The organism is Methylobacterium sp. P5_C11, assembly GCF_054049775.1.
Genome location: NZ_JBFULS010000004.1, coordinates 58,603 through 80,193 on the forward strand (window position 1 = coordinate 58,603; position 21,591 = coordinate 80,193).

Sequence of the window (21,591 nt, forward strand, 5' to 3'; positions counted from 1 at the left end):
CGATGCGCCAACCCGCAGGCCTCAAGTCCGCCGCTGCGCCTGCCCCTCCTGCTCCTCAAAGCCCTTGAGCATCTTGTCGAGCGTCAGCGGATAGTCGCGCACGCGGATGCCGGTGGCATTGTGGACGGCGTTGGCGAGCGCGGCGCCGGCGCCGCAGATGCCGAGTTCCCCGAGTCCCTTGCTCTTGAGCGGATTCGCCTTGTCGTCGAGTTCGGGCAGGAACACCGCGTCGATTTCCGGGAGATCGGCATGGACCGGAACATGGTATTCGGCCATGTCGTGATTGACGAAGTAGCTGTATCGCTGATCGACCACGGCATCCTCCATCAGGGCCGCGCCGACCCCGAAGGTCATGCCGCCGATCGCTTGGCTGCGCGCGGTCTTGGGATTGAGGATGCGCCCGCCGGTGAAGACCCCGAGCATCCGCCGCAGCCGGATCTCGCCGGTATCCACATCGACGCCGACCTCGGCGAAATGCGCGCCGTACGAGTATTGCGAGAACTTCTGCTTCATCTCGCCGGGCTTGATCTCGCCCGAGGCCTCCAGGCCGGATCGCGCCAGATCGGTGAGTGCCTCCGTCCGGTTGCCGGAGGTCACGGAGCCGTCGCGGAAGACGGCGCCGTCGGGGTTCAGATCCCCGGCCTTGAGCAGTGCCCGACGGAGGGTGTCGCAGGCGACGTACAGGGCCGACCCCGCCGAGGCTGCCCCGAACGAACCGCCGGAGCCCGACGCATACGGGAAGTCCGTATCGCCCATCTCGATCCGCACGCGCCCCGGCGGCAGGCCGAGCATCTCGCCGGCGATCTGCATCAGGATCGTGTAGGTGCCCGTGCCCGGGTCGGTCATCGCCATCCGCACCACCAGCACACCATCCGGCCCGAGCCGCACCTTGGCGGAGGACGGCATCAACGGGTTGAGGCGAGCGGCGGCCGACATGCCGAGGCCCACGAGCCAGCTGCCCTCACGCCGGCTGCCCGCCGCCTGCCGCTTGTCCCAGCCGAACAGGCGTGCGCCCTCGCGCATGCAGGGGACGAGTTGGCGGGTCGAGAACGGCACCTTCTTCTCGGGGTCCTCGGCGGGCTCGTTGCGCACACGCAATTCGATCGGGTCGATCTTCAGGTGCTCGGCCAGCTCGTCCATGGCGCACTCGAAGGCGAGCTGCCCGACGGCCTCCCCGGGGGCGCGCATCGACGAGGCGATGGGCATGTTCAGGTTCACGAGCCGGTGACGCGTGACGCGGTTCTGTGCCGCGTAGAGCGAGCGGGTGACGTTGGCGGAGGTCTCGAAGAAGCCGTCGCCGTCCGCCGTGTCCGACCATGATTCGTGGCTGATCGCGGTGAGCCGTCCATCCGTGTCGGCGCCGAGCCGGATCCGCTGGATCGTGTCGGTGCGATGGGTGGCGACGTGGAACTCCTGCTGGCGGGTCAGCGCGACCTTGACCGGCCGCTGGATCAGTTTCGAGGCCAGGATCGCAAGCGTGGCCTCCGGCTGAACCTGCAGCTTCGCGCCGAAGCCGCCGCCGATATAGGGACTGACGATCCGCACCTTCTCGGGCGGCAGCTTGAGCACCGAGCCGAGGGCCTTCTGACCTCGGTTCGGCATCTGGTTGGCGGTGTGGAGCACCACCCCGTCGCCCTCCCACGACGCGATGGTGGCGTGCGGCTCCATCTGCGCGTGGATCTGGTTCGGGGTCACGTATTCCACGTCGAGCTTCACGGGTGCGTCCGCGAAGGCCGCGTCGAAGTCGCCGAGCTTCGAATCCGGGGGCGAGTTGACCGGCTTCGGTTCGTAGGCCGCGGCCAAGTTGTCCCTGAGCAGCCCCTTGGGCTTGGCGGCATCGTAGCGGACCTTCACCAGCATGGCTGCGGCCCGCGCCTGCTCGAAGGTCTCGGCCACCACGAAGGCGACGGGCTGGCCGTAGAACTTGACCTCCCGGCCCTGGAGCTGCGGCCAGACCTGCTCCTTCTTCTCACCCTGCTCGGGCACGTTCTCGTGGGTCATGACGAGGATCGCGCCGGGCGCCTTGCGGGCGGCCTCGGCATCGATCGACCGGATCGTGCCGGCCGCGACGGTCGCCGCCACGACGAACCCGTACGCGGGGTCCTTCAGCACCCGCGTCTCGTAGGCGTAGGGCGCGTGGCCCGTGACCTTGAGTTTGCCCTCGACCCGGTCGAGGGGCTTGCCGACGAGCCCGTCGGGACGGTCGTCGAGGGGCGTCCGCCCGATCGGCTGGTTCATCTCCATGGGAGGGTCCTTGATCGGAGGGCCTACGCGCGGGTTGCCTGCGCCACCACGGCGCGCAGGGTCCGCCGGGTCAGGGGGATCTTGAAGTCGTTGCTGCCGTAGCCGCGGGCGCCCTTCAGCACCGCATCGGCCGCGGCATCGGCGGAGCCGGTCTGCACCAGGGCCGTCTCGGCCTCGGTGACGCGCCAGGGTTTGTGCGCTAGGCCGCCGAAGGCCAGCCGCGTCGCCTGGGGCTTGCCGCCCTCCGCGCCGGCGATCACGGCGGCCACCGAGACGGTTGCGAAGGCGTAGGACGCCCGGTCGCGGACCTTGCGGTAGATGTGCATGCCGGCCGCCGGCTTCGGCAGCGTGACGGCCGTGATGATCTCGCCCTTCCGCAGGTCTGTCTCGATCTGCGGCGTGTCGCCGGGAAGCCGGTGGAAGTCGGCGATCGGGATCGTCCGCGCCTGCCCGTTCGGATCCATCGTCTCGACGGTGGCATCGAGGGCGCGCATGGCCACGGCCATGTCGGACGGATGGGTGGCGATGCAGGAGTCGCTGGCGCCCAAAACCGCCATGATGCGGTTGAACCCGCCGATCGCCGCGCAGCCCGAGCCTGGTTCGCGCTTATTGCAGGGCATGGCCGTGTCGTAGAAGTAGTAGCAGCGCGTCCGCTGGAGCAGGTTGCCGGCGGTCGTCGCCTTGTTGCGGAGCTGACCCGAGGCGCCGGCCAGCAGGGCCTTCGCGAGCACGGCGTAGTCTTTCCGGACCCGCGGGTCGGCGGCGAGGTCGGAGTTCCGCACCAGCGCGCCGACGCGCAGCCCGCCCTCCCCCGTCGCCTCGACCTTATCGAGCGGCAACCGGTTGACGTCGATCAGCGTCGCCGGGGTCTCGATCTGAAGCTTCATCAGGTCGAGGAGGTTGGTTCCGCCGGCGATGAACTTGGCGTTCGGCCGCTCGGCCGCGAGCTTGGCGGCCTCCTGCACGGTCGCGGGACGCTCGTAGGTGAAGGCCTTCATCTCCGCCCCCTCACAGATTGCTGGCGGCGGTGTCGCGGATCGCCGCGACGATGTTCGGATAGGCGCTGCAGCGACAGATGTTGCCGCTCATCCGCTCGCGGATCTCGGCGTCGCTGAGCGTCGGCGTCGCGGCGACGTCCTCGGTGACGTGGCTCGGCCAGCCGGCCTTGGCCTCGCTCAGCATGCCCACAGACGAGCAGATCTGGCCCGGCGTGCAGTAGCCGCACTGGAAACCGTCATGCTTCAGGAAGGCCGCCTGCATCGGGTGGAGCGTGTCGCCGTCGGCCAAGCCCTCAATCGTGGTGACCTGATCACCCTCATGCATCGCCGCGAGCGTCAGGCACGCATTGATCCGCCGCCCGTCGATGAGCACCGTGCAGGCGCCGCATTGGCCGTGGTCGCAGCCCTTCTTGGTGCCGGTCAGCGCCAGGTGCTCACGCAGGGCATCGAGGAGGGTGGTGCGCGTGTCGAGGACCAGATCGCGCGGCTGGCCGTTGACGGTGAGCCGCACCGGCAGGGACTGCGGGGCGGGATCGCCCGGCGCGGCGACGGCGGGCGCGGGCCGGACGCCGAGGGCGCCCAACGCCCCGGCCACCGCGCAGCCCTCCACCACGGCGCGCCGGGTTAGGGCGAACGGCGACTTCGGAGTTTGATCGGTCATGCTGCCATCCCGCCCGTGCGCGACGCATCGGGATGCGGCGCAGCCTGGAATTCTGCGTGCCAACGCTGGCCTCGATTGATTAGATCCGGTCCAGACTGCGCCCGTTCAACGCGGCTGGTCCGTGGTCGGCGGCGTGCAGGCCGGAGCGCGGCGGCTTCCCTTCCGTCATCGCGAGGGCAGCGAGCCAGGATCGCGCAACTTCCCCGCGCGTGGCGCCGCACCGGGTTGTTTGGCTCCGCTCGCGGGGACGAGGCGCTTCAACACCTGTCGGACGATGACGATATCGGGGATCCCGAACACGCTCCCGAAAGCTGATCGCATGGCCGCACCCGTCCCGACCCTCGCCCTCAACGACGGGCGCCGCATTCCGCAAATCGGCTACGGCTGCTGGCAACTCTCCGACGCACAGGCGCCGGACCTCGTCGGCCGGGCGCTTCAGGCGGGGTACCGCCTGATCGACACGGCCGCCGCCTACGGCAACGAGGCGGGCGTCGGACGCGGCATCCGCGACGCGCAGGTCGCCCGGGAGGAGATCTTCCTCACCACCAAGCTCTGGAACGACCGTCAGGGTCGCGACGAGGCCCGGCGCGCCTTCGACGAGAGCCTGACGCGCATCGGCCTTTCGTACGTCGATCTCTACCTGATCCACTGGCCCTGCCCGCAGCGGCGCCTGTTCGTCGAGACCTGGAAGACACTGATCGAGCTCCGGGCCGAAGGGCGGGCCAGGTCGATCGGCGTCTCGAACTTCACGCCCGAGCACATCGCGACGCTGGTCGGCGAAACCGGCGTCGCACCGGCCGTGAACCAGATCGAGCTGCATCCGCACTTTCAGCGCCGGTCGCAGCGGGCCGATGATGGCCGTCACGCAATCGTGACCGAATCCTGGAGCCCGCTCGGCCAGGGCAAGGAGCTGAACGACCCGGTCGTCGTCGCCGTTGCAAAGGCGCATGGGAAGACGCCCGCCCAGGTGGTCCTGCGCTGGCAGGTTCAGATCGGCTGCGTGGCGATCCCCAAGACCGCACGACCCGAGCGCATTCTCGAGAACATCGCCTTGTTCGACTTCGAACTCGGCCCCGACGAGATGGAGGCGATCGCGGCGCTCGACCGGACCGACGGGCGGATCGGTCCCGACCCCGCGACCTTCTGCTGAGCGGTCGGCCTTCGGCGGCGCAGCGTAACACCGCGTCGCAAAAGATTTATGCTCAAGGCTAGCATATCTAGACAGCCGGCTCCGGCACTCATAAGTTAGACGGCACAATGCTCAAACTGAGCATAATGGAGGACGCCATGGCGGCGACCGTGTCACCCGTCTCCCGCACGCCCATCCCGGGTCTGCCGCTTCCTGAGATTTACGCCCGTGTCAGCCGGCACGTTCCCGCGATCGAGTGGCCGGCGCTGGCTCCGGACATCGAGGCGATCCTCCGCCTGAAGCGCGAGCGCAACGCCGTGATCCTGGCGCACAACTACCAGGCTCCGGAGATCTTCCACACGGTGGCCGACATCGTCGGCGACAGCCTGGCGCTCGCCCGAGAAGCGGTGAACGTCGATGCCGACGTGATCGTGCTGGCGGGCGTCCACTTCATGGCCGAAACCGCCAAGCTCCTGAACCCCAGCAAGACGGTCCTCATCCCCGACATGGGCGCGGGCTGCTCGCTGGCCGATTCGATCACGGCCGCCGACGTGCGCGGACTGCGCGCCAAGTACCCCGGCGTGCCGATCGTGACCTACGTGAACACGTCTGCGGCCGTGAAGGCCGAATCCGACCTGTGCTGCACCTCCGGCAACGCCGTCGCGGTGGTGAAGTCGCTGAACGCTCCGCGCGTGCTGATGATCCCGGACGAGTTCCTGGCGCAGAACGTCCAGGCCGAGATCCCGGAGGTCGAGATCCTGACTTGGGCCGGCCATTGCGAGGTGCACGAGCGCTTCACCCCGGCCGACATCCGCGACGTCCGTGACAGCTATCCGGGCGTCACCGTCATCGCGCACCCGGAATGCCCGCCGGACGTGGTGGCCGAGGCGGACTTCTCCGGCTCCACCGCGATGATGATGGATTTCGTCGTCGAGAAGCGGCCGAAGCAGGTGGTGCTCGTCACCGAATGCTCGATGGCCGACAACATCGCGGCGCAGAACCCCGACATCGAGTTCATCAAGCCCTGCAACATGTGCCCGCACATGAAGCGAATGAGCTTGGCGAACATCCGCCGCGCGCTGGAGACGATGACCCACGAAGTGACGGTCGATCCGTCGCTCGCCGACCGCGCCCGGGCGGCTGTCGAACGCATGCTTCAGGTGCGCACGCGATGAACGCCATCTCCCCGAACGGTGCCGACCGCGTGGTCGTGGTCGGCGGCGGTGTCGCCGGCCTGAGCGTCGCGCTGCGCCTCTCACYCCGCCCGGTCACGCTCGTGACCGCATCGACCCTGGGCCTTGGCACTGCGACCGGCTGGGCGCAGGGCGGCATCGCCGCCGCGGTCGGCACCGACGACGCGGCGGACCTGCACGCCGCCGACACGGAAGCGGCCGGCGCCGGTCTGACCGAGCCCGACGTCGCGCTCCGCGTCGTCCGGGAAGGCCCCGGGCTGATCGACTGGCTTGTGCGGATCGGCGTCCCGTTCGACCGCAGCGACGACGGTGCCCTGGCCCTCGGTCTCGAGGCGGCCCACGGCCGCCGCCGAATCGTCCGCTCGGGCGGCGACGCGACCGGTGCGCGCGTCCTCGAAGGCCTCGTACGGGCGGTGCTCGACGCGCCCTCCGTCGAGGTGGTCACGGCCCGCGCCTGTGACCTGATCCGGGATACCCGCGGCGCGGTGGCGGGGATCGTCGCCGAGCGCGACGGCGCCCTGTTCCGGATCCCGGCCCGCGCCGTGATCCTGGCCACCGGCGGCGTCGGCGCCCTCTACGCGGCGACCACCAACCCGTCGGGTGCCCTTGGCGGCGGGCTGGCGCTCGCCGCGCGGGCGGGAGCGGTGATGCGCGACATGGAGTTCGTGCAGTTCCACCCGACCGCGATCGCGGCCGGCGCCGACCCGATGCCCCTGGCCACCGAGGCCCTGCGGGGCGAGGGCGCCCGGCTGATCGACGAGACCGGCGCGGCGGTCATGGCCGGAATCGCGGGCGGCGATCTCGCACCCCGCGACGTCGTCGCCCGCGGCATCTTCCAGGCTCTGCAGAGGGGCCGCACGGTCTATCTCGATGCCCGCGGCACCCTCGGTGCCGCGATGCCGAAACGCTTCCCGACCGTGGCGGGCCTCTGCGCGGCGGCCGGCATCGATCCGGCGGTGCATCCGATCCCGGTCCGCCCGGCGGCGCACTATCACATGGGCGGCGTGAAGGTGGACGCCCACGGCGCCACCTCGGTGCCGGGCCTCTACGCCTGCGGCGAGGTCTCCTCCACGGGGCTGCACGGCGCCAACCGGCTCGCCAGCAACTCCCTGCTGGAAGGCCTCGCCTACGCGCGCTTCATCGGCGACGGCCTCGACGCGCCGCCGCCGGCCGCCATCGTGCCCCAGGGCCACGTCCTGCGCCGCTCCGGCGACGTGACGGCGATCCGGGCACGGATGGAGCACCAAGTCGGGGTCGTGCGCGACGCCACCGGACTCGCGGAGGCCGTCGCAGCCCTGACGCCCGAGGCGGATTCCAGCGACGCGGCCCTCGTCGCCCTGCTGATCGCCCGCGGCGCGCTGGAGCGCCGGGAGAGCCGCGGCGCCCACTGGCGCAGCGATTACCCGCACCTGACGGCCGCGAGCCATACCGAGACCACGCTCGCCGATCTCCGGACGGCGGAGCGCGGCCGGGTGGGCTCCGAGGAGGTTCTGACGCCATGACGCACGCGGTCCCCGCCGACGAGATCCTGCCCCTGCCCCGGCTCCTGGTGGAGCCGGTGGTCCGCGCCGCCCTGCTCGAGGATCTCGGCCGGGCCGGCGACATCACCACCGACGCCATCGTGCCGCCGGGTGCCCGGATGCGGGGCGTGATCGCCTCCCGTCAGGAGGGCGTGATCTCCGGCACCGACGCCGCCGCCATCGCGTTCGCGCTGGTGGATCCGGCCGTGACCGTCACGGTGGAGCGCGGCGACGGCACCCGCGTCGCCCCGGGCGACGTGGTGCTGCGCCTCGACGGCCCGGCGCGGGCGATCCTTACAGCAGAACGCGTCGCCCTGAATCTGCTCTGCCGGATGTCGGGCGTCGCCACGGCGACCCACGGATTGGTCGAGGCGGCGCGCCCGCACGGCAAGGCGTCGATCGTCTGCACGCGCAAGACGACGCCGGGCCTGCGCGCCCTGGAGAAGCACGCCGTGCGGGCCGGCGGCGGCTCGAATCACCGGTTCGGCCTCGACGACGCCGTACTGATCAAGGACAACCACGTGGCGGTGGCCGGCGGCATCGTGCCGGCGATCGCGCGCGCCCGGGCACGGGCCGGGCACCTCGTGAAGATCGAGTGCGAAGTCGACAGCCTGGAGCAGCTGGAGGAGGCCCTCTCGGTCGGGGTCGACGCCGTGCTCCTCGACAACATGGGTCCCGGCCAGCTGGCCCGCGCGGTGGCGATGATCGACGGCCGCGCCCTGTCCGAGGCGTCGGGCCGGATCACCCGCGAGACGGTGGGGGCGGTCGCGGCCTCCGGGGTCGACCTCATCTCCTGCGGCTGGATCACCCATTCGGCGGCGATCATCGACCTCGGTCTCGACGCGGCCTGAGCGGCGGGGTCTACCGGCGCCGCGGTCGTTCGACTGTCACCCCAATCGGGTGACAAGTCTTCGTCGTGGTCGCATCGGAGAAGTCCGGAGTCTATCGCCGCGCGACCGACTTGCTAGGGTTTCGCGCAATTGCGAAGCCACCGACCGGATCCGCCCGTGAGCCAAGCCCTGCATTCCGCGGCTGCCCCGGCGGTCGATCATCCAGCGGCGCCCGTGGCGCGCAAGCCCGGCGCGGTCCGGAACGGCCCGGGCACCGCGCTGATGCTCGGCGCGCTGGGGGTCGTCTACGGCGATATCGGCACGAGCCCGCTCTATGCGTTCAAGGAAGCCGTGAAGGCGGCGACCGCCGGCGGCGCCTCGGTGCCGGCGGCGGCCACAGGCGCGGTTTCGCTGATCCTGTGGTCGCTGATCCTGATCGTGTCGCTGAAATACGCGGTGCTGATCCTGCGCGCCGACAACCGCGGCGAGGGCGGCATCGTCGCCATGCTGGCGCTGCTCGGCGCCCGGCAGGCCCGGCCGGGGACGTGGAAGGCACTGCTGCTGGTGGTCGGGCTCATCGGGGCGGCCCTGCTCTACGGCGACGGCGCGATCACGCCGGCGATCTCGGTGCTCTCGGCGATCGAGGGCCTGAAGATCGACGCGCCGGCGCTCGGGCCGTACGTGGTCCCGATCACCCTCGTCATCCTGGTCGGGCTGTTCCTGGTCCAGCACAAGGGCGTGGCCGCCATCGGCCGCGTCTTCGGACCCGTCATGCTCGTCTGGTTCGCGGTGCTGGTCGTGCTCGCGGTCCCCAGCATCCTGCGCGCGCCGGAGATCCTGGCGGCGGCCAATCCCTGGCGGGCGGTGGATTTCCTGTTCCACGCCGGCTGGCACGTGAGCTTCCTGATGCTCGGCGCGGCCTTCCTCGCGGTGACCGGCGGCGAGGCGATGTACGCCGATCTCGGCCATTTCGGCGCACCCGCGATCCGCTTCGCGTGGTTCGGCCTCGTGCTGCCCGCGCTCCTGATCCACTATTGCGGCCAGGGCGCCCTGCTCCTCGCCGAGCCCGGCGCCATCGAGAACCCGTTCTACCGACTGGCCCCGGACTGGGCGCATTACCCGCTGGTCGCGCTCGCCACAATGGCGACCGTCATCGCCTCGCAGGCGGTGATCTCGGGGGTGTACTCGCTGACCCAGCAATCGATCCAGCTGGGCTTCATGCCGATGATGCGCGTGGTGCACACCGATCAGGAAGAGCGCGGCCAGATCTACGTGCCCGGCGTGAACTGGCTTCTCGCCGCCGCGACGCTCACCGCGGTCGTGGTCTTCGGCTCGTCCGATGCGCTGGCAGGCGCCTACGGCATCGCGGTCTCCGCGCTGATGGGCATCACCACGCTGCTCGCCGCGTTGATCGCGCTCCGCTGGGGCTACAACCCGATCCTGGTCTTCGCGGTCAACGGCTTCTTCCTCGCGATCGACGCCGTGTTCTTCGCCGCCAACAGCGTGAAGCTGCTGGAGGGCGGCTGGTTTCCGCTGCTGCTCGCCGCGGTCGTCGCCTTCCTGATGCTGACCTGGATGAAGGGCAACCACGTCCTCGAATCCGTCCGTCAGACCATGCGCATGTCCGAGGCGACCTTCCTCGCCCAGCTCGCCTCGCACCCGCCGGTGACACTGCCCGGCACCGCGGCCTTCTTGTCGGCCGCCACGGAGGGCATTCCGATGGCGCTCGGCCGCCTGCTTGAGCGCAGCCGCTGCCTGCACGAGCGGATCCTCCTGATCACCGTGATCTACGAAGAGGAGCCGGTGATCCCCGCGAGCGAGCGGGCGCAGGTCACCCTCGTCGCGCAGGGCATCCGCAAGGCGATCTCGAAGTATACGCCCGGCATGGAGCGGGTGGTGCTGCGCTACGGCTTCATGCAGACCGCCTCGATCCCGGAAGGGCTCCAATGCGCCGTGGCGAGCGGCCTGTTGCCGCCGGAATACCTGGAGGACATGACCTACTTCGTCGGCCACGAGGTGGTCATCCCGTCGCCCACGCGGCCCGGCATGGCGCTCTGGCGGGAGGGCCTGTTCGCCTTCATGAAGCGCAATGCCGAGCGGACCGGCGCCCATTTCGGCCTGCCGACCCGTCAGATCGTCGAGGTCGGGACCGAAATCGAGATGTGAGCCGCAGGGTCGGCACGGTGCCCCGCCGTCGGTGTGGACGGCTGCGTCCTGTCGCGCGACAGAATGCGAGGAGATCGTCCCATGCAACGCGCCCCCTTGATGGCGGTCGGTGTCGCGCTCCTCGCCGCAGGACCGGCCTGCGCCCTGGACGTGACCCGCAGCCGGGACATCCCGGCCCCGCCCGCGGCCGTGTGGGCGCTGGTCGGCGATTTCTGCGCGATCCAGCTCTGGCACCCTCAGGTCCAGCGCTGCATCCTGCCGGGCGACGACGACGATGACGGCATTCGCGCCCAGATCCGTGGGCTCGTCGTGGCGGGCGGCCAGGGCACGATCACCGAAGTGGAGACGACGCGCGACGAGGCGGGCATGAGCTACAGCTACAGCTTCATCCAGGGTCCGCTGCCGGTGCGCGCCTACAATGCCACGCTGGCGGTCCGTCCGAACGGCGCGGGATCCACCGTGATGTGGAGTGCGACCTTCGACGCCGAGGGAATGAGCGACGCCGAGGCGACCGCCGTCATCGCGGACGTGTTCGAGACCGGGCTTGCCGGGATCGCTCGAGAGGCGGCGAGATAGGCGGCAGCCGAATCGGACGGCCGCGCGAAAAATCGCGCGGCCGCCGCCGCAGGGCCTCGTCGCGCCGCCGCTTCGCACCGATGTGAGCGGCGTCGGTGCGACCGATCGCCCGGCTCGGTTCCCAGAGGCAGCCTCAGGAGGGCGAGACCCGCATGCGCCGTCACCGCCACGCCAAGATCGTCGCCACCGTCGGCCCCGCCAGCGCCACCCCGGAGCAGTTGCGTGCCCTGTTCCTCGCCGGGGTGGACACGTTCCGGCTGAATTTCAGCCACGGCGTCCAGGAGGATCACGCCAGGGTCTACGCCGCGATTCGCCGCCTGGAGCGAGAGGTCGGCCGGCCGATCGGCATCCTCCAGGATCTCCAGGGCCCGAAGATCCGGATCGGCACGCTCAAGGGCGACCGTCTGGATCTCGAAGCCGGCGAGATGGTGCGCTTCGTCCTCGACGGTGCCGCCGGCGACAAGCAGTCGATTCCGCTGCACCACCCGGAGATCTTCGACGCCGTCGTGCCCGGCCAGGAACTGCTCATCGACGACGGGCGGGTCCGGGTGCGGGTCACCGGACCGGAGCGGACGGCGATCACCGCGGAGGTGATCACCGGGGGACCGATCTCGAACCGCAAGGGCGTGAACCTGCCGGGCACCCTGCTGGACCTGTCGCCCCTCACCGAGAAGGACCGTGCGGACCTCGCCTTCGGGCTCGAACTCGGCGTCGACTGGGTCGCCCTCTCCTTCGTGCAGAAACCGTCGGACGTCATTGAGGCCCGCGGGATCATCGGTGATCGCGCCGGCATCATGTCGAAGATCGAGAAGCCGCAGGCGCTGGAACGGATCAGCGACATTATCCGCTTGTCCGACGCCGTGATGGTCGCCCGCGGCGACCTCGGGGTCGAGATCCCGCACGAGGACGTCCCCGGTCGGCAGAAGGAGCTCATCCGCGCCTGCCGGCTCGCGGTGAAGCCGGTGGTCGTGGCGACCCAGATGCTCGACTCGATGGTCAGCGCGCCCGCACCGACCCGGGCGGAGGCGTCCGACGTCGCCACGGCGATCTACGACGGCGCGGATGCGGTGATGCTGTCGGCGGAATCGGCCACCGGCCGCTATCCGGTCGAGGCGGTGGCGATGATGGACCGGATCATCCGCAGCGTGGAGGGTCACAAGCTCTACCACTCGATCGTGGCGGCCTCCGAGCCCGGAGAGGAGGAGACGCCGCCCCACGCGGTGGCGACCGCCACGGCCGTTCTCGCCGAGGCCGTGCATGCCGCCGCGATCGTGACCTACACGGCCAGCGGCACGACCGCGGCCCGCGTGGCGCGCAAGCGCCCCGCGGCCGCGATCCTGGCGCTCACGCCGAACGTCGCGACCTCGCGGCGGCTGAGCCTGCTCTGGGGGGCGCACAGCGTCCTGACGGAGGACGTCGACAGCTACGAGGAGATGACCGCCAAGGCCTGCCACCACGCTCGGGACGAGGGTTTCGCCAAGCCGAACGACATCATCGTGGTCGCCGCCGGCATCCCGTTCCACACGGCCGGCAACACCAACAACATCCGTCTGATGCAGGTCTGAGGCCTCGCATGGGCCGCGGGCTGGGAACGCGGCCGGCGCCTGACCCGTTGATAGGAAAGCTGCGCTGTTTTGGCGCGAGATCGGAGGGCCGACCCATGAACCTGATCGGACGCATCGTCACCAAGATCCTCGGCAACGAGAACCGCCCCGTCGACCGCGACGACCGGAACGCCAGCACGGCGTCGCCGATCGGCCGCCTCGTGACGAAGATCCTGGGCAGATAGTCCAGTCCGGCTGCCGCGCGGCCCGTTCGGGCGCGCGGCAGTGCCCCGACCGCGCTCAGTTCGCCACGGCGCTGGCGGTTTCCTTGAGCGTCGGAGCGGCGGGGATCGTGTGCTGCCAGAAGGTGCCGGTGCGGCCCTTTTCGAGACCGGCCTCGTAGAGCGCGCGCATGTAGGCGGTGTCGAAGCCCTTCGCGGCCGAGGCCTTGGGTCCGTTTTCGTCGATATAGGTCAGGTTGAAGCCGATCCCGTTGCCGCGGGCCAGGGCGTAGGTCGCCGTCAAGGTCGCGCGGGATCGCGCGCGGCTCGCCGTCGTGAACGAGCGCTCCACGATCGAGAGTGTGTTGTCCTTCGTCACCTCGAAATCAGGCTCCAGGCGGCCGTTGATCACGACGTAGATCTCGGCCTTGCCGCCTGTGCGGATCCGCCCGTCGCGCAGCAGCAGGGTCTGCGGCAAGGTGAAGACCGGCGTCACCACCGACCCGTCGACATGCATCTCCTGGAAGCGGGAATCGCCGGCCGCGACGTCGATGAATTGCGGCGGGAAGACTGCCGGGATGCTCGCGGATGCCGCCAGCACGTCGCGGAAAAGCTCTCTGGCATTCGGCACGCCGCTCGCCGCGATGGCGCCCATGTTCCAGATCACAGCCCGCTGGGAATCCAGGTTTGTGGTGACGACGAGGAGGCGACGGCCCTTGGCGTGCTCCTCGGCCACCGCCTGTATGAGGTCCGGCGTGACGTAGCGGTCGATGAGGCTGCGCAGACGCCCGTCGCCGAACAGGCCCGATCCGAACAGAACATTGGCGAGGTTAGGCGAGGCCACCAGCTCGCCGGCGACGCCGCTGGTGTAGAACTCCGTGAGGTAGGGGTCGTAGGCCGAACCCAGAAACGCGAAGGGCGCGATCAGCGCGCCCGTCGAGACGCCTGAGACCAAGGTGAACTCGGGACGCGTGCCGGAGGCGGTCCAGCCGTTGAGCACGCCGGCCCCGTATGCGCCGTCACCGCCGCCGCCCGACAGAGCCAGGTACGTGAAGCCCTTGCGGCGACGCTCCGGATTGGCGGCGAGCGCCGCGATCGTATCCACCGAGGCGTCGGCGAAGACGCGCGCGCCGGGAATGCCCGGAACGGTAGCCAGCGCCGCCTGCTCGGCGGTGTATGGCGCCCGTGGAATGCTGCCGCAGGCCGCGACCTGAGCCGCCAGCCCGAACGCCACCGCCGTGCGCAGGCTGACCTGACGAACACCCATCGTCGCTACCTCGAACCGCCGAACACGCCCACTCTGCCACACGGAACGAGCTTGGCCGTATGTTCTGTTCCGACTGAGCCGGCTCAGCACGGAGATTAAGACCGCGCTGTTGCCAAGGGGTCACGATCCCACGCGATCGGGGCGCAAGCGTGGCTGCTTCGGGCAGGCTGCCGGTTGCCGCCGGCGGGGATCATTGTCGGTGGACAGGCGGCGCAGCGGCACGCGCCGTGTGTCAGGCCACCCTTGCAACGCTCGCGAACGGCGCGGTAGGGTTCCTCGGTGGCTTGGCGAGACAGGGTGTCGCACGTCGTGTGACACCCGGCGCGCGAGGGCGCGGCCTGTATGGCGGACAGGGCCAGTTGCAAGACGGCTCCTGGCGAGCCGGAACGGATGTCGTCGCCCGCGAGAACGCGGCCGAGCCGCAGGGGGCGGAGGGGATAATGGAACCGGTTCTCGGCTGGACGGATGATCGCGTGGCGCTTCTGCGCCGGCTGTGGGAAGACGGGCAGAGTGCCAGCAAGATCGCGGCGCAACTCGGCGGCGTGACCCGCAACGCGGTGATCGGCAAGGTCCACCGCCTCGGCCTGGCCGGTCGCGCGCGGGGCGGCGAGGAGACGCCAGCCGGGACGGCCGTCTCGAAGACCGTCGAGATCGAGACAGCCATCGCGGTGGTCGAGACCCAGGCGCCAGAGCCGGTGGCGATCCTGACGCATCGCCCGGCACCGAACTTCCCGGCGCCTGCGCCCGCCCCCGAGCCGGTGGCCCTGGCGGTCTCGCAGCGCGTCACCATCATGGACCTTCGCGAGTCCATGTGCCGCTGGCCGCTCGGCGACCCGACGACCCCGGAATTCCGCTTCTGCGGCGCCCGCTCGATCACCGGGCTGCCCTACTGCACCCATCATGCCGAGATCGCGTACCAGCCCGCAGCCGAGCGGAAGCGTGACCGGCGCGTCGCCTCGTTCCGCTGAGAAGTCGCAAGCTCAGCGCAGCGCAACACCGGTTTCGCGCAGGAAGCGACCGGTCCCGGGATTGATCTGCGCCGCCGGGATCAGGCCGACGAGGTTCTTCGGCTGGGCCGCCACCAAGGCCGATCGCGCCAGCGCCCGGACGAGGCGATAAGCGGTCTCATCGTCGAGCCCCGGGCGCGCGAGCACGAAGCTCCAGGATCCCACCGTCGCAATCGGTGCCGTTTGCCCGGAAAAGCTGCCTGCCGGCACGGTAAGGCGTCGCAGGGTCGCGCCGGGCTGCGCGAGGCGTGCGATGCCCTCCTCCGACGGCCCGAAGAAGCGGGCTCCGCCTGGGTCTCCGGCCAGGGCGTGGAAGCCCGGCCAGTCGAGGCCGCCGCCCCAGAGCGCGTCGGCGCGCCCCTCGCGCACCAGGGCCGGCCCGTCGCCAGCCCGATCAAGCAGGATCGGGCGGATGTCGCGCGCGGGATCAAGGCCCGAGGCGCTCAGCACGCTGCGGCCCATGACGGTGAGCCCGGATTTGTGCGTGCCAAGCGCCACGCTACGCCCGCGCAGGTCCGCAACGGTGCGGATCGCGCTGCCGGCGGGGACCACGAACAGCCCGGGCGTCGGGTACATCGGCGCCAGAACCGTCAGGCCGCCACCTTCGGCAAGGGCGGGAGAGGCGTATTCGCCCTGCACGAGGCCGAGATCGACACGACCGGCGCGCAGGAGGCCGACATTTTCGGACGACCCGCCGGTGGCGCGCCGCTCGATCGCGAGGGTCGGGTCGGCCCCCGCGATGGCGCTGGCGAACGTCTCCCCGAAGGCGGGAAATCCACCGCCCGGCGTCGCCGTGGCGAGCACGATCCGGACCGTCTCCTCGGCTCGGACCGGCCGCGCCAGGATCAACCCGATTCCCGCCAGCAGGCCGGCCCGGCGGGTCGGCCCTCGCCGACGGGGGCGCGCTGCGGGTGTAGCCGGAGATCCGAGGCCGTCGGTCGCGGCGGCGCAGGCCGGAGAATTAAATTCCATCGGGAACCGGCTACCCAGCAATGGTCTTCCAACCCAGTCCGAAAGTTCACCGGATTCCGGAAAGAACTTTCGGTAACGGCACTTAGCCCGATTGCTCCGGCCGCGGCAACGCGATATCGCAGCCTCCCGTCCGGAACTGGTCGAGCCATCGGCATGAAGGCGTTCCTTCGGCGGGGCCTATTCCGGACACGACATCTGTCCGATTCGTCACCACGAGCAGGAGTTCCGCGATGGCCGATATCCCCAACGCACCGGCGAAGGTCGGCCACGGCCGTGTCTATGGCTCCATCACCGAGACGATCGGCAATACCCCCCTGGTGCGCCTCAACCGGCTGCCGAAGGAGCATGGCGTCGATGCCGAGATCCTGCTGAAGCTGGAATTCTTCAACCCGATCGCCAGCGTGAAGGACCGCATCGGCGTCAACATGATCGATGCGCTGGAGGCCTCCGGGAAGCTCCAGCCCGGCGGCACGCTGGTCGAGCCGACCTCCGGCAACACCGGCATCGCCCTGGCCTTCACGGCCGCAGCCCGTGGCTATCGGCTCATCCTGGTGATGCCGGAGACCATGTCCCTGGAGCGGCGCAAGATGCTCGCCTTCCTGGGCGCGGAGCTGGCGCTCACCCCCGGCGCGCAGGGCATGAAGGGTGCGATCGCCAAGGCCGAGGAACTCCTGAAGGAGATCCCCGGCTCGGTGATGCCGCAGCAATTCTCGAACCCCGCCAACCCCGAGATCCACCGGAGGACCACCGCCGAGGAGATCTGGAGCGACACCGGGGGCCAGCTCGACGCCTTCGTGGCCGGCGTCGGAACCGGCGGCACCGTCACGGGCGTCGGCGAGGTACTCAAGCCGCGCCTGCCGAACCTGAAGATCTTCGCCGTGGAGCCCGAGGATTCCCCGGTGATCTCGGGTGGCCAGCCCGGCCCGCACAAGATCCAGGGCATCGGCGCCGGCTTCATCCCGGACAACCTCCACACCGGCATCCTCGATGGCGTCCTGAAGGTCAGCAACCAGGCGGCGTTCGAGACGGCCCGGGCTCTGGCCCGCCTGGAAGGCATCCCCGGCGGCATCTCGACCGGCGGCAACGTCGCCGCAGCGCTGGAGCTGGCCAAGCGGCCCGAATTCCAGGGCAAGCGAATCGTGACCATCGCCTGCTCGTTCGCCGAGCGGTACATCTCGTCGGCCCTGTTCGACGGCATCGGTTAGGGCATCGCTCCGAACGCAAGCGTCAGCGAAGTCTGGAAAAATTGACGCCTCGACAGAGACCGATAGCTCGGGCGCGGGAATGCAATGACCGCGTCTGAGCACGAGGCGACACCGGAGCGGCCCTCGGGCCGCTTCGAGACGCTCGCACAAGCGCGCGCCGCCGACGTTCGGCACGCGCCTTTCCCCTGACGGATGTCAGAATTCGACCCCCTGTATCCGTCATGGCTTCTACTTTAGAAGTCACGGCGCAGACATTCAGGCATCAACCAAGATAATTATTTGACAATTATTCCCTGTTAATGATTTGATCACCAGAATTAGATCATATATTTGCGCTAAAGATTGCATCTAGACGTGACGACATCTTTCCGCTAACGCCTGCTCGGGCGACCGGATGGTGAGTCTCTCATGCGTGGCCTCCTCGTTCTGCTGTTCAGCTTCTGGGCTCAGGCGGCGGTGGCTCTGGGCTTTGCCCGCCACGATCTGACCGGGCTGGCCGAGGCCGCCAGGACGGCGCTCGGGCCGGAGGCGACGGCGCAGGCGGAGCCCCTGCATCTCAGCCTGAACTGCATGCCCTGTGCGGGCGCCCCGACGATCGAGCTGCAGATCGGGCGCCTGACCGACGGGACCGAAGAGCGGGTCCGCTCCGGCAGGACAACCTTCGCCGCCCTCGAGGCGGTCTGTCTGCGGCGGAATCCGGATTGCCGGCTCTCCGCCCTGCCCGCGGGCTCGGCGATCGGCTGGTTGAGCGTCTACGCCCTGGAGAACGGTGCGGGCGCGACCGCCGTGATCCTCCGCAACGGCGATCTGCTGACCATCGCGGCCCGGGCGGCCAATCGCGGGGCCGCCGAGGATTCGGTGCGGCAGCTGATGCAGGCTGTCCTGCCCCGGATCGTCGGCCCGGACACCTGAACCGCGCGCCTGCGGTCGCCCCGCTCGGCGCAACCCTCCTTCGCCGCCCCCGTTGTCTCAGGACGGCGCAGCGAGGCAAACCATGACAGACCAGACCGGACGATCTCCGCGGGAGAATCCCGAGGGCAAGGCAGATACCGGGTCCGAGACGCCGCGCGCGACGCTCCGCCAGATGGAAGATCAAGCGAAGCCCGGCAGCGATCTCGGCGAAGCGATCGACAGGGCCACCGCGGCCGTCGGTCAGGACGACGGGAAACGCTGATGGTCCGGCCGACGAGCGAATCCGGAACGGTCACCCGCAAGCCCGACGACGCGGTCGGATCGCGCGGGACCCCGCCAAGCGGAGGCGGGCACCAGACCGCAGATCAGGCGGCGATCACCGACATGGAATCCGGCGGAACGCCGCAATCCGAACCCAAGGACAGGTGGGGCGCCGCCGGCGAGCCGGGACGCTCGCCGCCCGCCCTCGGCGGCTCATCCGGCGGCCATTCGGACCAGAAGGCCTCGCGAGGTTCGACCGGCGACACGAAAGTCGCCGACGGCCTCTCTCGTGCGGAGCGGGAGAACGGGGAATGACCGAGCGTCGCGATACCGGCACGCCGCCGCCGGAAAAGCCGAAGAACATCGCCCCCGACGCGGTCAAGGACCCGAACGAGAAGACCGACGGCAAGCCCGGCCAGGGGATTCCAGCCGGCGGAACCCAGCACGACGAGACTGATCCCGGGAGCAGCTGACGCAGCCGGGCCGCACGGCGCCGCGTCGGGACACCCGCCGCGGCCGCACAACGTCAGGAGAGGCGGAAAGGGATGGGGTCGGCGGCCAGCGGCACGTCGTTCGGCCGGCAGCCGGTCTCGACGGAAGCGTAGCGGATCGCATCCTGACGGGTCCGGAAGATACCCCCGGCTCGGCCACCGGCCTCGACGGCCACCCAATGCCCCTCCCCGTCCTGGCCGACGACGTAAGAGGGTGGTGCCGCGCCAGCAGGCTGGAGCGACGGAAGGGAATTCAACGCGACAGGCATTGGAGTCACGGGGTTCACACGAGCCTCTCGGGTCCGCCGCACCGAGGTAGGACCCTCGGCATAAGGGTTCGATGGACCGGAGCCCCGCCTGGAATAAGGGCCGCATCAGCAACCGGGCCTGAGCGCCCGGTTGCCGGTCGTTCAGCTCAGGCGGCGTTGTCCTTGGAGCGCTCGGCCCGCTTACGGTCGTTCGGGTCGAGGATCGCCTTGCGCAGGCGGATCGACTTCGGGGTCACCTCGACGAGCTCGTCATCCTGGATCCAGGCCAGCGAGCGCTCCAGCGTCATCCGGATCGGCGGGGTGAGGCGGACGGCCTCGTCCTTCGACGTGGTGCGGATGTTGGTGAGCTTCTTGCCCTTGAGGACGTTCACCTCGAGGTCGTTCTCGCGGTTGTGCTCGCCGACGATCATGCCCTGGTACACCTTCCAGCCCGGCTCGATCATCATCGGGCCGCGGTCTTCCAGGTTCCACATGGCGTAGGCCACGGCCTCGCCCTGGTCGTTGGAGATCAGCACGCCGTTGCGGCGGCCAGGCATCTCGCCCTTGTAGGGCTCGTAGGCCTTGAACAGGCGGTTCATGATCGCGGTGCCGCGGGTGTCGGTCAGCAGCTCGCCCTGGTAGCCGATCAGGCCACGGGTCGGGGCGTGGAACACGAGGCGCAGGCGGTCGCCGCCCGACGGCCGCATCTCCAGCATCTCGGCCTTCCGCTCGGACATCTTCTGCACGACGACGCCGGAATGCTCCTCGTCGACGTCGATCACGACCTCCTCGATCGGCTCGAGCAGGCCGCCGGCCTCATCCTTCTCGTACACCACCCGCGGCCGCGACACGGCGATCTCGAAGCCCTCGCGGCGCATGGTCTCGATCAGGATCGAGAGCTGAAGCTCGCCGCGGCCCGAAACGTAGAACGAGTCCTTGTCGGCGGCCTCTTCGATCTTGAGCGTGACGTTGCCCTCGGCCTCCTTGAACAGGCGGTCGCGGATCATGCGGCTGGTGACCTTGTCGCCCTCGGTGCCCGCGAGCGGGCTGTCGTTGACGATGAACGACATCGTCACGGTCGGCGGATCGATCGGCTGCGCCTGGATCGGGGTCTCGACCTGCGGGTCGCAGAAGGTATCGGCCACCGTGCCCTTCACGAGACCGGCGATCGACACGATGTCGCCCGCCTCACCGATATCGATCGGTGCACGCTCGAGGCCACGGAAGGCGAGGATCTTCGACACGCGGCCGGTCTCGACCACCTTGCCGGTCCGGTCGAGGACCTTGACCGACTGGTTGGGCTTCACCGAGCCCGACGCGATCCGGCCGGTGATGATCCGGCCGAGGAACGGGTTGGCCTCCAGCAGGGTGCCGAGCATCCGGAACGGCCCCTCTTCGGTCTTGGCCGGCGGCACATGCTTCAGCACGAGTTCGAACAACGGCTCCAGGCCGACCGACGGATCGGCCTCCGGGCTATCGGCCATCCAGCCGTTGCGGCCCGAGCCGTAGAGGATCGGGAAGTCGAGCTGGTCGTCGGTGGCGTCGAGGGCGGCGAACAGGTCGAACACCTCGTTCACGACCTCGTTGATCCGCGCGTCCGGCCGGTCGACCTTGTTGATCGCCACGATCGGGCGGAGGCCGATCTTGAGCGCCTTGCCGACCACGAACTTGGTCTGCGGCATCGGACCCTCGGCGGCGTCGACCAGCACGATCACGCCATCGACCATCGACAGGATGCGCTCGACCTCGCCGCCGAAATCGGCGTGGCCGGGGGTGTCGACGATGTTGACGCGGGTATCCTTCCAGAGGACCGAGGTCGCCTTGGCCAGGATCGTGATGCCACGTTCCTTCTCAAGGTCGTTCGAATCCATCGCCCGCTCCTCGACCCGCTGATTCTCGCGGAAGGTGCCGGACTGGGCCAGCAGCTTGTCGACGAGAGTCGTCTTGCCGTGGTCGACGTGAGCGATGATGGCGATGTTGCGCAGATTCATGGCGGCCCGAAACGGGTTGTGCCGGCTCCCTGGCGGCCGCGCGGCGCGGCCGTCCGCGCCGGTTCAGGTACGGAGTCGTGGTGGTTGCGTCGCAATATAAGGACGCGCGGCCATGAGCAAGGCCGCCGCGCGCATGGCGGTGTCCTGTTAAGCGC

21 protein-coding genes are annotated in these 21,591 nt (G+C 69.7%); 14 read left to right on the top strand and 7 right to left on the bottom strand.

The genetic code is table 11. The annotated features are described in order from the left end of the window. Positions 1-21 precede the first annotated feature (21 nt). The 3 genes from ACXJKQ_RS03975 to paoA are packed head-to-tail and all read right to left on the bottom strand — an operon-like array spanning position 22 to position 3,903. Positions 22-2,244: a molybdopterin cofactor-binding domain-containing protein gene (locus tag ACXJKQ_RS03975; protein ID WP_457104476.1), complete on the bottom strand. Its 2,223-nt coding sequence runs from the start codon at positions 2,242-2,244 to the stop codon at positions 22-24. Positions 2,245-2,267: 23 nt separating this feature from the next. Further along, positions 2,268-3,242: an FAD binding domain-containing protein gene (locus ACXJKQ_RS03980; protein WP_457104477.1), complete on the bottom strand. Its 975-nt coding sequence runs from the start codon at positions 3,240-3,242 to the stop codon at positions 2,268-2,270. 10 nt (positions 3,243-3,252) lie between these two features. After that, positions 3,253-3,903, bottom strand: coding sequence for an aldehyde dehydrogenase iron-sulfur subunit PaoA (paoA, locus tag ACXJKQ_RS03985; protein ID WP_457104478.1), 651 nt, complete (start codon positions 3,901-3,903; stop codon positions 3,253-3,255). Positions 3,904-4,222: 319 nt separating this feature from the next. Here paoA and ACXJKQ_RS03990 point away from each other — a divergent pair, with 319 nt between their 5' ends. The 8 genes from ACXJKQ_RS03990 (at position 4,223) to ACXJKQ_RS04025 (ending at position 13,106) form a co-directional block, all read left to right on the top strand. Further along, positions 4,223-5,053: an aldo/keto reductase gene (locus tag ACXJKQ_RS03990; protein ID WP_457104479.1), complete on the top strand. Its 831-nt coding sequence runs from the start codon at positions 4,223-4,225 to the stop codon at positions 5,051-5,053. Between the two features lie 137 nt (positions 5,054-5,190). Continuing rightward, the gene (gene nadA, locus ACXJKQ_RS03995; RefSeq protein ID WP_457104480.1) at positions 5,191-6,207 is read left to right on the top strand and encodes a quinolinate synthase NadA; all 1,017 of its coding nucleotides are present in this window, start codon (positions 5,191-5,193) and stop codon (positions 6,205-6,207) included. After that, positions 6,204-7,727, top strand: coding sequence for an L-aspartate oxidase (locus tag ACXJKQ_RS04000; protein ID WP_457104481.1), 1,524 nt, complete (start codon positions 6,204-6,206; stop codon positions 7,725-7,727). Before nadA ends, ACXJKQ_RS04000 begins: the two co-directional genes overlap by 4 nt. Further along, the gene (nadC, locus tag ACXJKQ_RS04005; RefSeq protein WP_457104482.1) at positions 7,724-8,596 is read left to right on the top strand and encodes a carboxylating nicotinate-nucleotide diphosphorylase; all 873 of its coding nucleotides are present in this window, start codon (positions 7,724-7,726) and stop codon (positions 8,594-8,596) included. The genes ACXJKQ_RS04000 and nadC overlap by 4 nt, the downstream gene beginning before the upstream one ends. A gap of 261 nt (positions 8,597-8,857) precedes the next feature. Continuing rightward, positions 8,858-10,741 (top strand): potassium transporter Kup, encoded by a 1,884-nt coding sequence (locus tag ACXJKQ_RS04010; RefSeq protein WP_457104576.1) that lies wholly within the window; start codon positions 8,858-8,860, stop codon positions 10,739-10,741. Positions 10,742-10,822: 81 nt separating this feature from the next. Further along, on the top strand, positions 10,823-11,317 hold the full coding sequence (locus ACXJKQ_RS04015; RefSeq protein ID WP_457104483.1) for an SRPBCC family protein: 495 nt from the start codon (positions 10,823-10,825) through the stop codon (positions 11,315-11,317). A 152-nt stretch (positions 11,318-11,469) separates the two neighbouring features. Continuing rightward, a complete protein-coding gene (gene pyk / locus ACXJKQ_RS04020) occupies positions 11,470-12,882 on the top strand; it encodes a pyruvate kinase (RefSeq protein ID WP_457104484.1) in 1,413 nt (470 codons plus the stop codon). 95 nt (positions 12,883-12,977) lie between these two features. Continuing rightward, positions 12,978-13,106 carry a TFIIS helical bundle-like domain containing protein gene (locus ACXJKQ_RS04025; RefSeq protein WP_457104485.1) on the top strand — a complete coding sequence of 43 codons (129 nt, stop codon included), beginning with the start codon at positions 12,978-12,980 and terminating at the stop codon, positions 13,104-13,106. A 55-nt stretch (positions 13,107-13,161) separates the two neighbouring features. Here ACXJKQ_RS04025 and ACXJKQ_RS04030 read toward each other — a convergent pair whose 3' ends face one another. Beyond that, positions 13,162-14,349 carry a patatin-like phospholipase family protein gene (locus ACXJKQ_RS04030; RefSeq protein ID WP_457104486.1) on the bottom strand — a complete coding sequence of 396 codons (1,188 nt, stop codon included), beginning with the start codon at positions 14,347-14,349 and terminating at the stop codon, positions 13,162-13,164. A 440-nt stretch (positions 14,350-14,789) separates the two neighbouring features. On the opposite strand from ACXJKQ_RS04030, the gene ACXJKQ_RS04035 reads away from it, so the two are divergent. Then, positions 14,790-15,317 (top strand): GcrA family cell cycle regulator, encoded by a 528-nt coding sequence (locus ACXJKQ_RS04035; protein WP_457104487.1) that lies wholly within the window; start codon positions 14,790-14,792, stop codon positions 15,315-15,317. A gap of 12 nt (positions 15,318-15,329) precedes the next feature. Here the strand turns inward: ACXJKQ_RS04035 and ACXJKQ_RS04040 are convergent, their stop codons facing one another. After that, positions 15,330-16,205, bottom strand: a complete 876-nt coding sequence (locus ACXJKQ_RS04040) for a TAXI family TRAP transporter solute-binding subunit (RefSeq protein ID WP_457104488.1) — start codon at positions 16,203-16,205, stop codon at positions 15,330-15,332. A gap of 353 nt (positions 16,206-16,558) precedes the next feature. Between ACXJKQ_RS04040 and cysK the strand changes: the two genes are divergently transcribed. From cysK to ACXJKQ_RS04065, 5 genes are all read left to right on the top strand, one after another. Next, complete coding sequence (gene cysK / locus ACXJKQ_RS04045) at positions 16,559-17,533, top strand: cysteine synthase A (RefSeq protein WP_457104489.1); 975 nt, start codon at positions 16,559-16,561, stop codon at positions 17,531-17,533. 408 nt (positions 17,534-17,941) lie between these two features. Beyond that, positions 17,942-18,445 carry a hypothetical protein gene (locus tag ACXJKQ_RS04050; protein WP_457104490.1) on the top strand — a complete coding sequence of 168 codons (504 nt, stop codon included), beginning with the start codon at positions 17,942-17,944 and terminating at the stop codon, positions 18,443-18,445. A gap of 82 nt (positions 18,446-18,527) precedes the next feature. Further along, positions 18,528-18,707: a hypothetical protein gene (locus tag ACXJKQ_RS04055; RefSeq protein ID WP_457104491.1), complete on the top strand. Its 180-nt coding sequence runs from the start codon at positions 18,528-18,530 to the stop codon at positions 18,705-18,707. Then, positions 18,707-19,021 carry a hypothetical protein gene (locus tag ACXJKQ_RS04060; protein ID WP_457104492.1) on the top strand — a complete coding sequence of 105 codons (315 nt, stop codon included), beginning with the start codon at positions 18,707-18,709 and terminating at the stop codon, positions 19,019-19,021. The genes ACXJKQ_RS04055 and ACXJKQ_RS04060 overlap by 1 nt, the downstream gene beginning before the upstream one ends. Then, the gene (locus ACXJKQ_RS04065; RefSeq protein WP_457104493.1) at positions 19,018-19,179 is read left to right on the top strand and encodes a hypothetical protein; all 162 of its coding nucleotides are present in this window, start codon (positions 19,018-19,020) and stop codon (positions 19,177-19,179) included. The genes ACXJKQ_RS04060 and ACXJKQ_RS04065 overlap by 4 nt, the downstream gene beginning before the upstream one ends. Positions 19,180-19,232: 53 nt before the next feature. Here ACXJKQ_RS04065 and ACXJKQ_RS04070 read toward each other — a convergent pair whose 3' ends face one another. Then, positions 19,233-19,373 (bottom strand): hypothetical protein, encoded by a 141-nt coding sequence (locus ACXJKQ_RS04070; RefSeq protein ID WP_457104494.1) that lies wholly within the window; start codon positions 19,371-19,373, stop codon positions 19,233-19,235. A gap of 239 nt (positions 19,374-19,612) precedes the next feature. Next, positions 19,613-21,436, bottom strand: a complete 1,824-nt coding sequence (gene typA / locus ACXJKQ_RS04075) for a translational GTPase TypA (protein WP_457104495.1) — start codon at positions 21,434-21,436, stop codon at positions 19,613-19,615. Positions 21,437-21,591 lie beyond the last annotated feature (155 nt).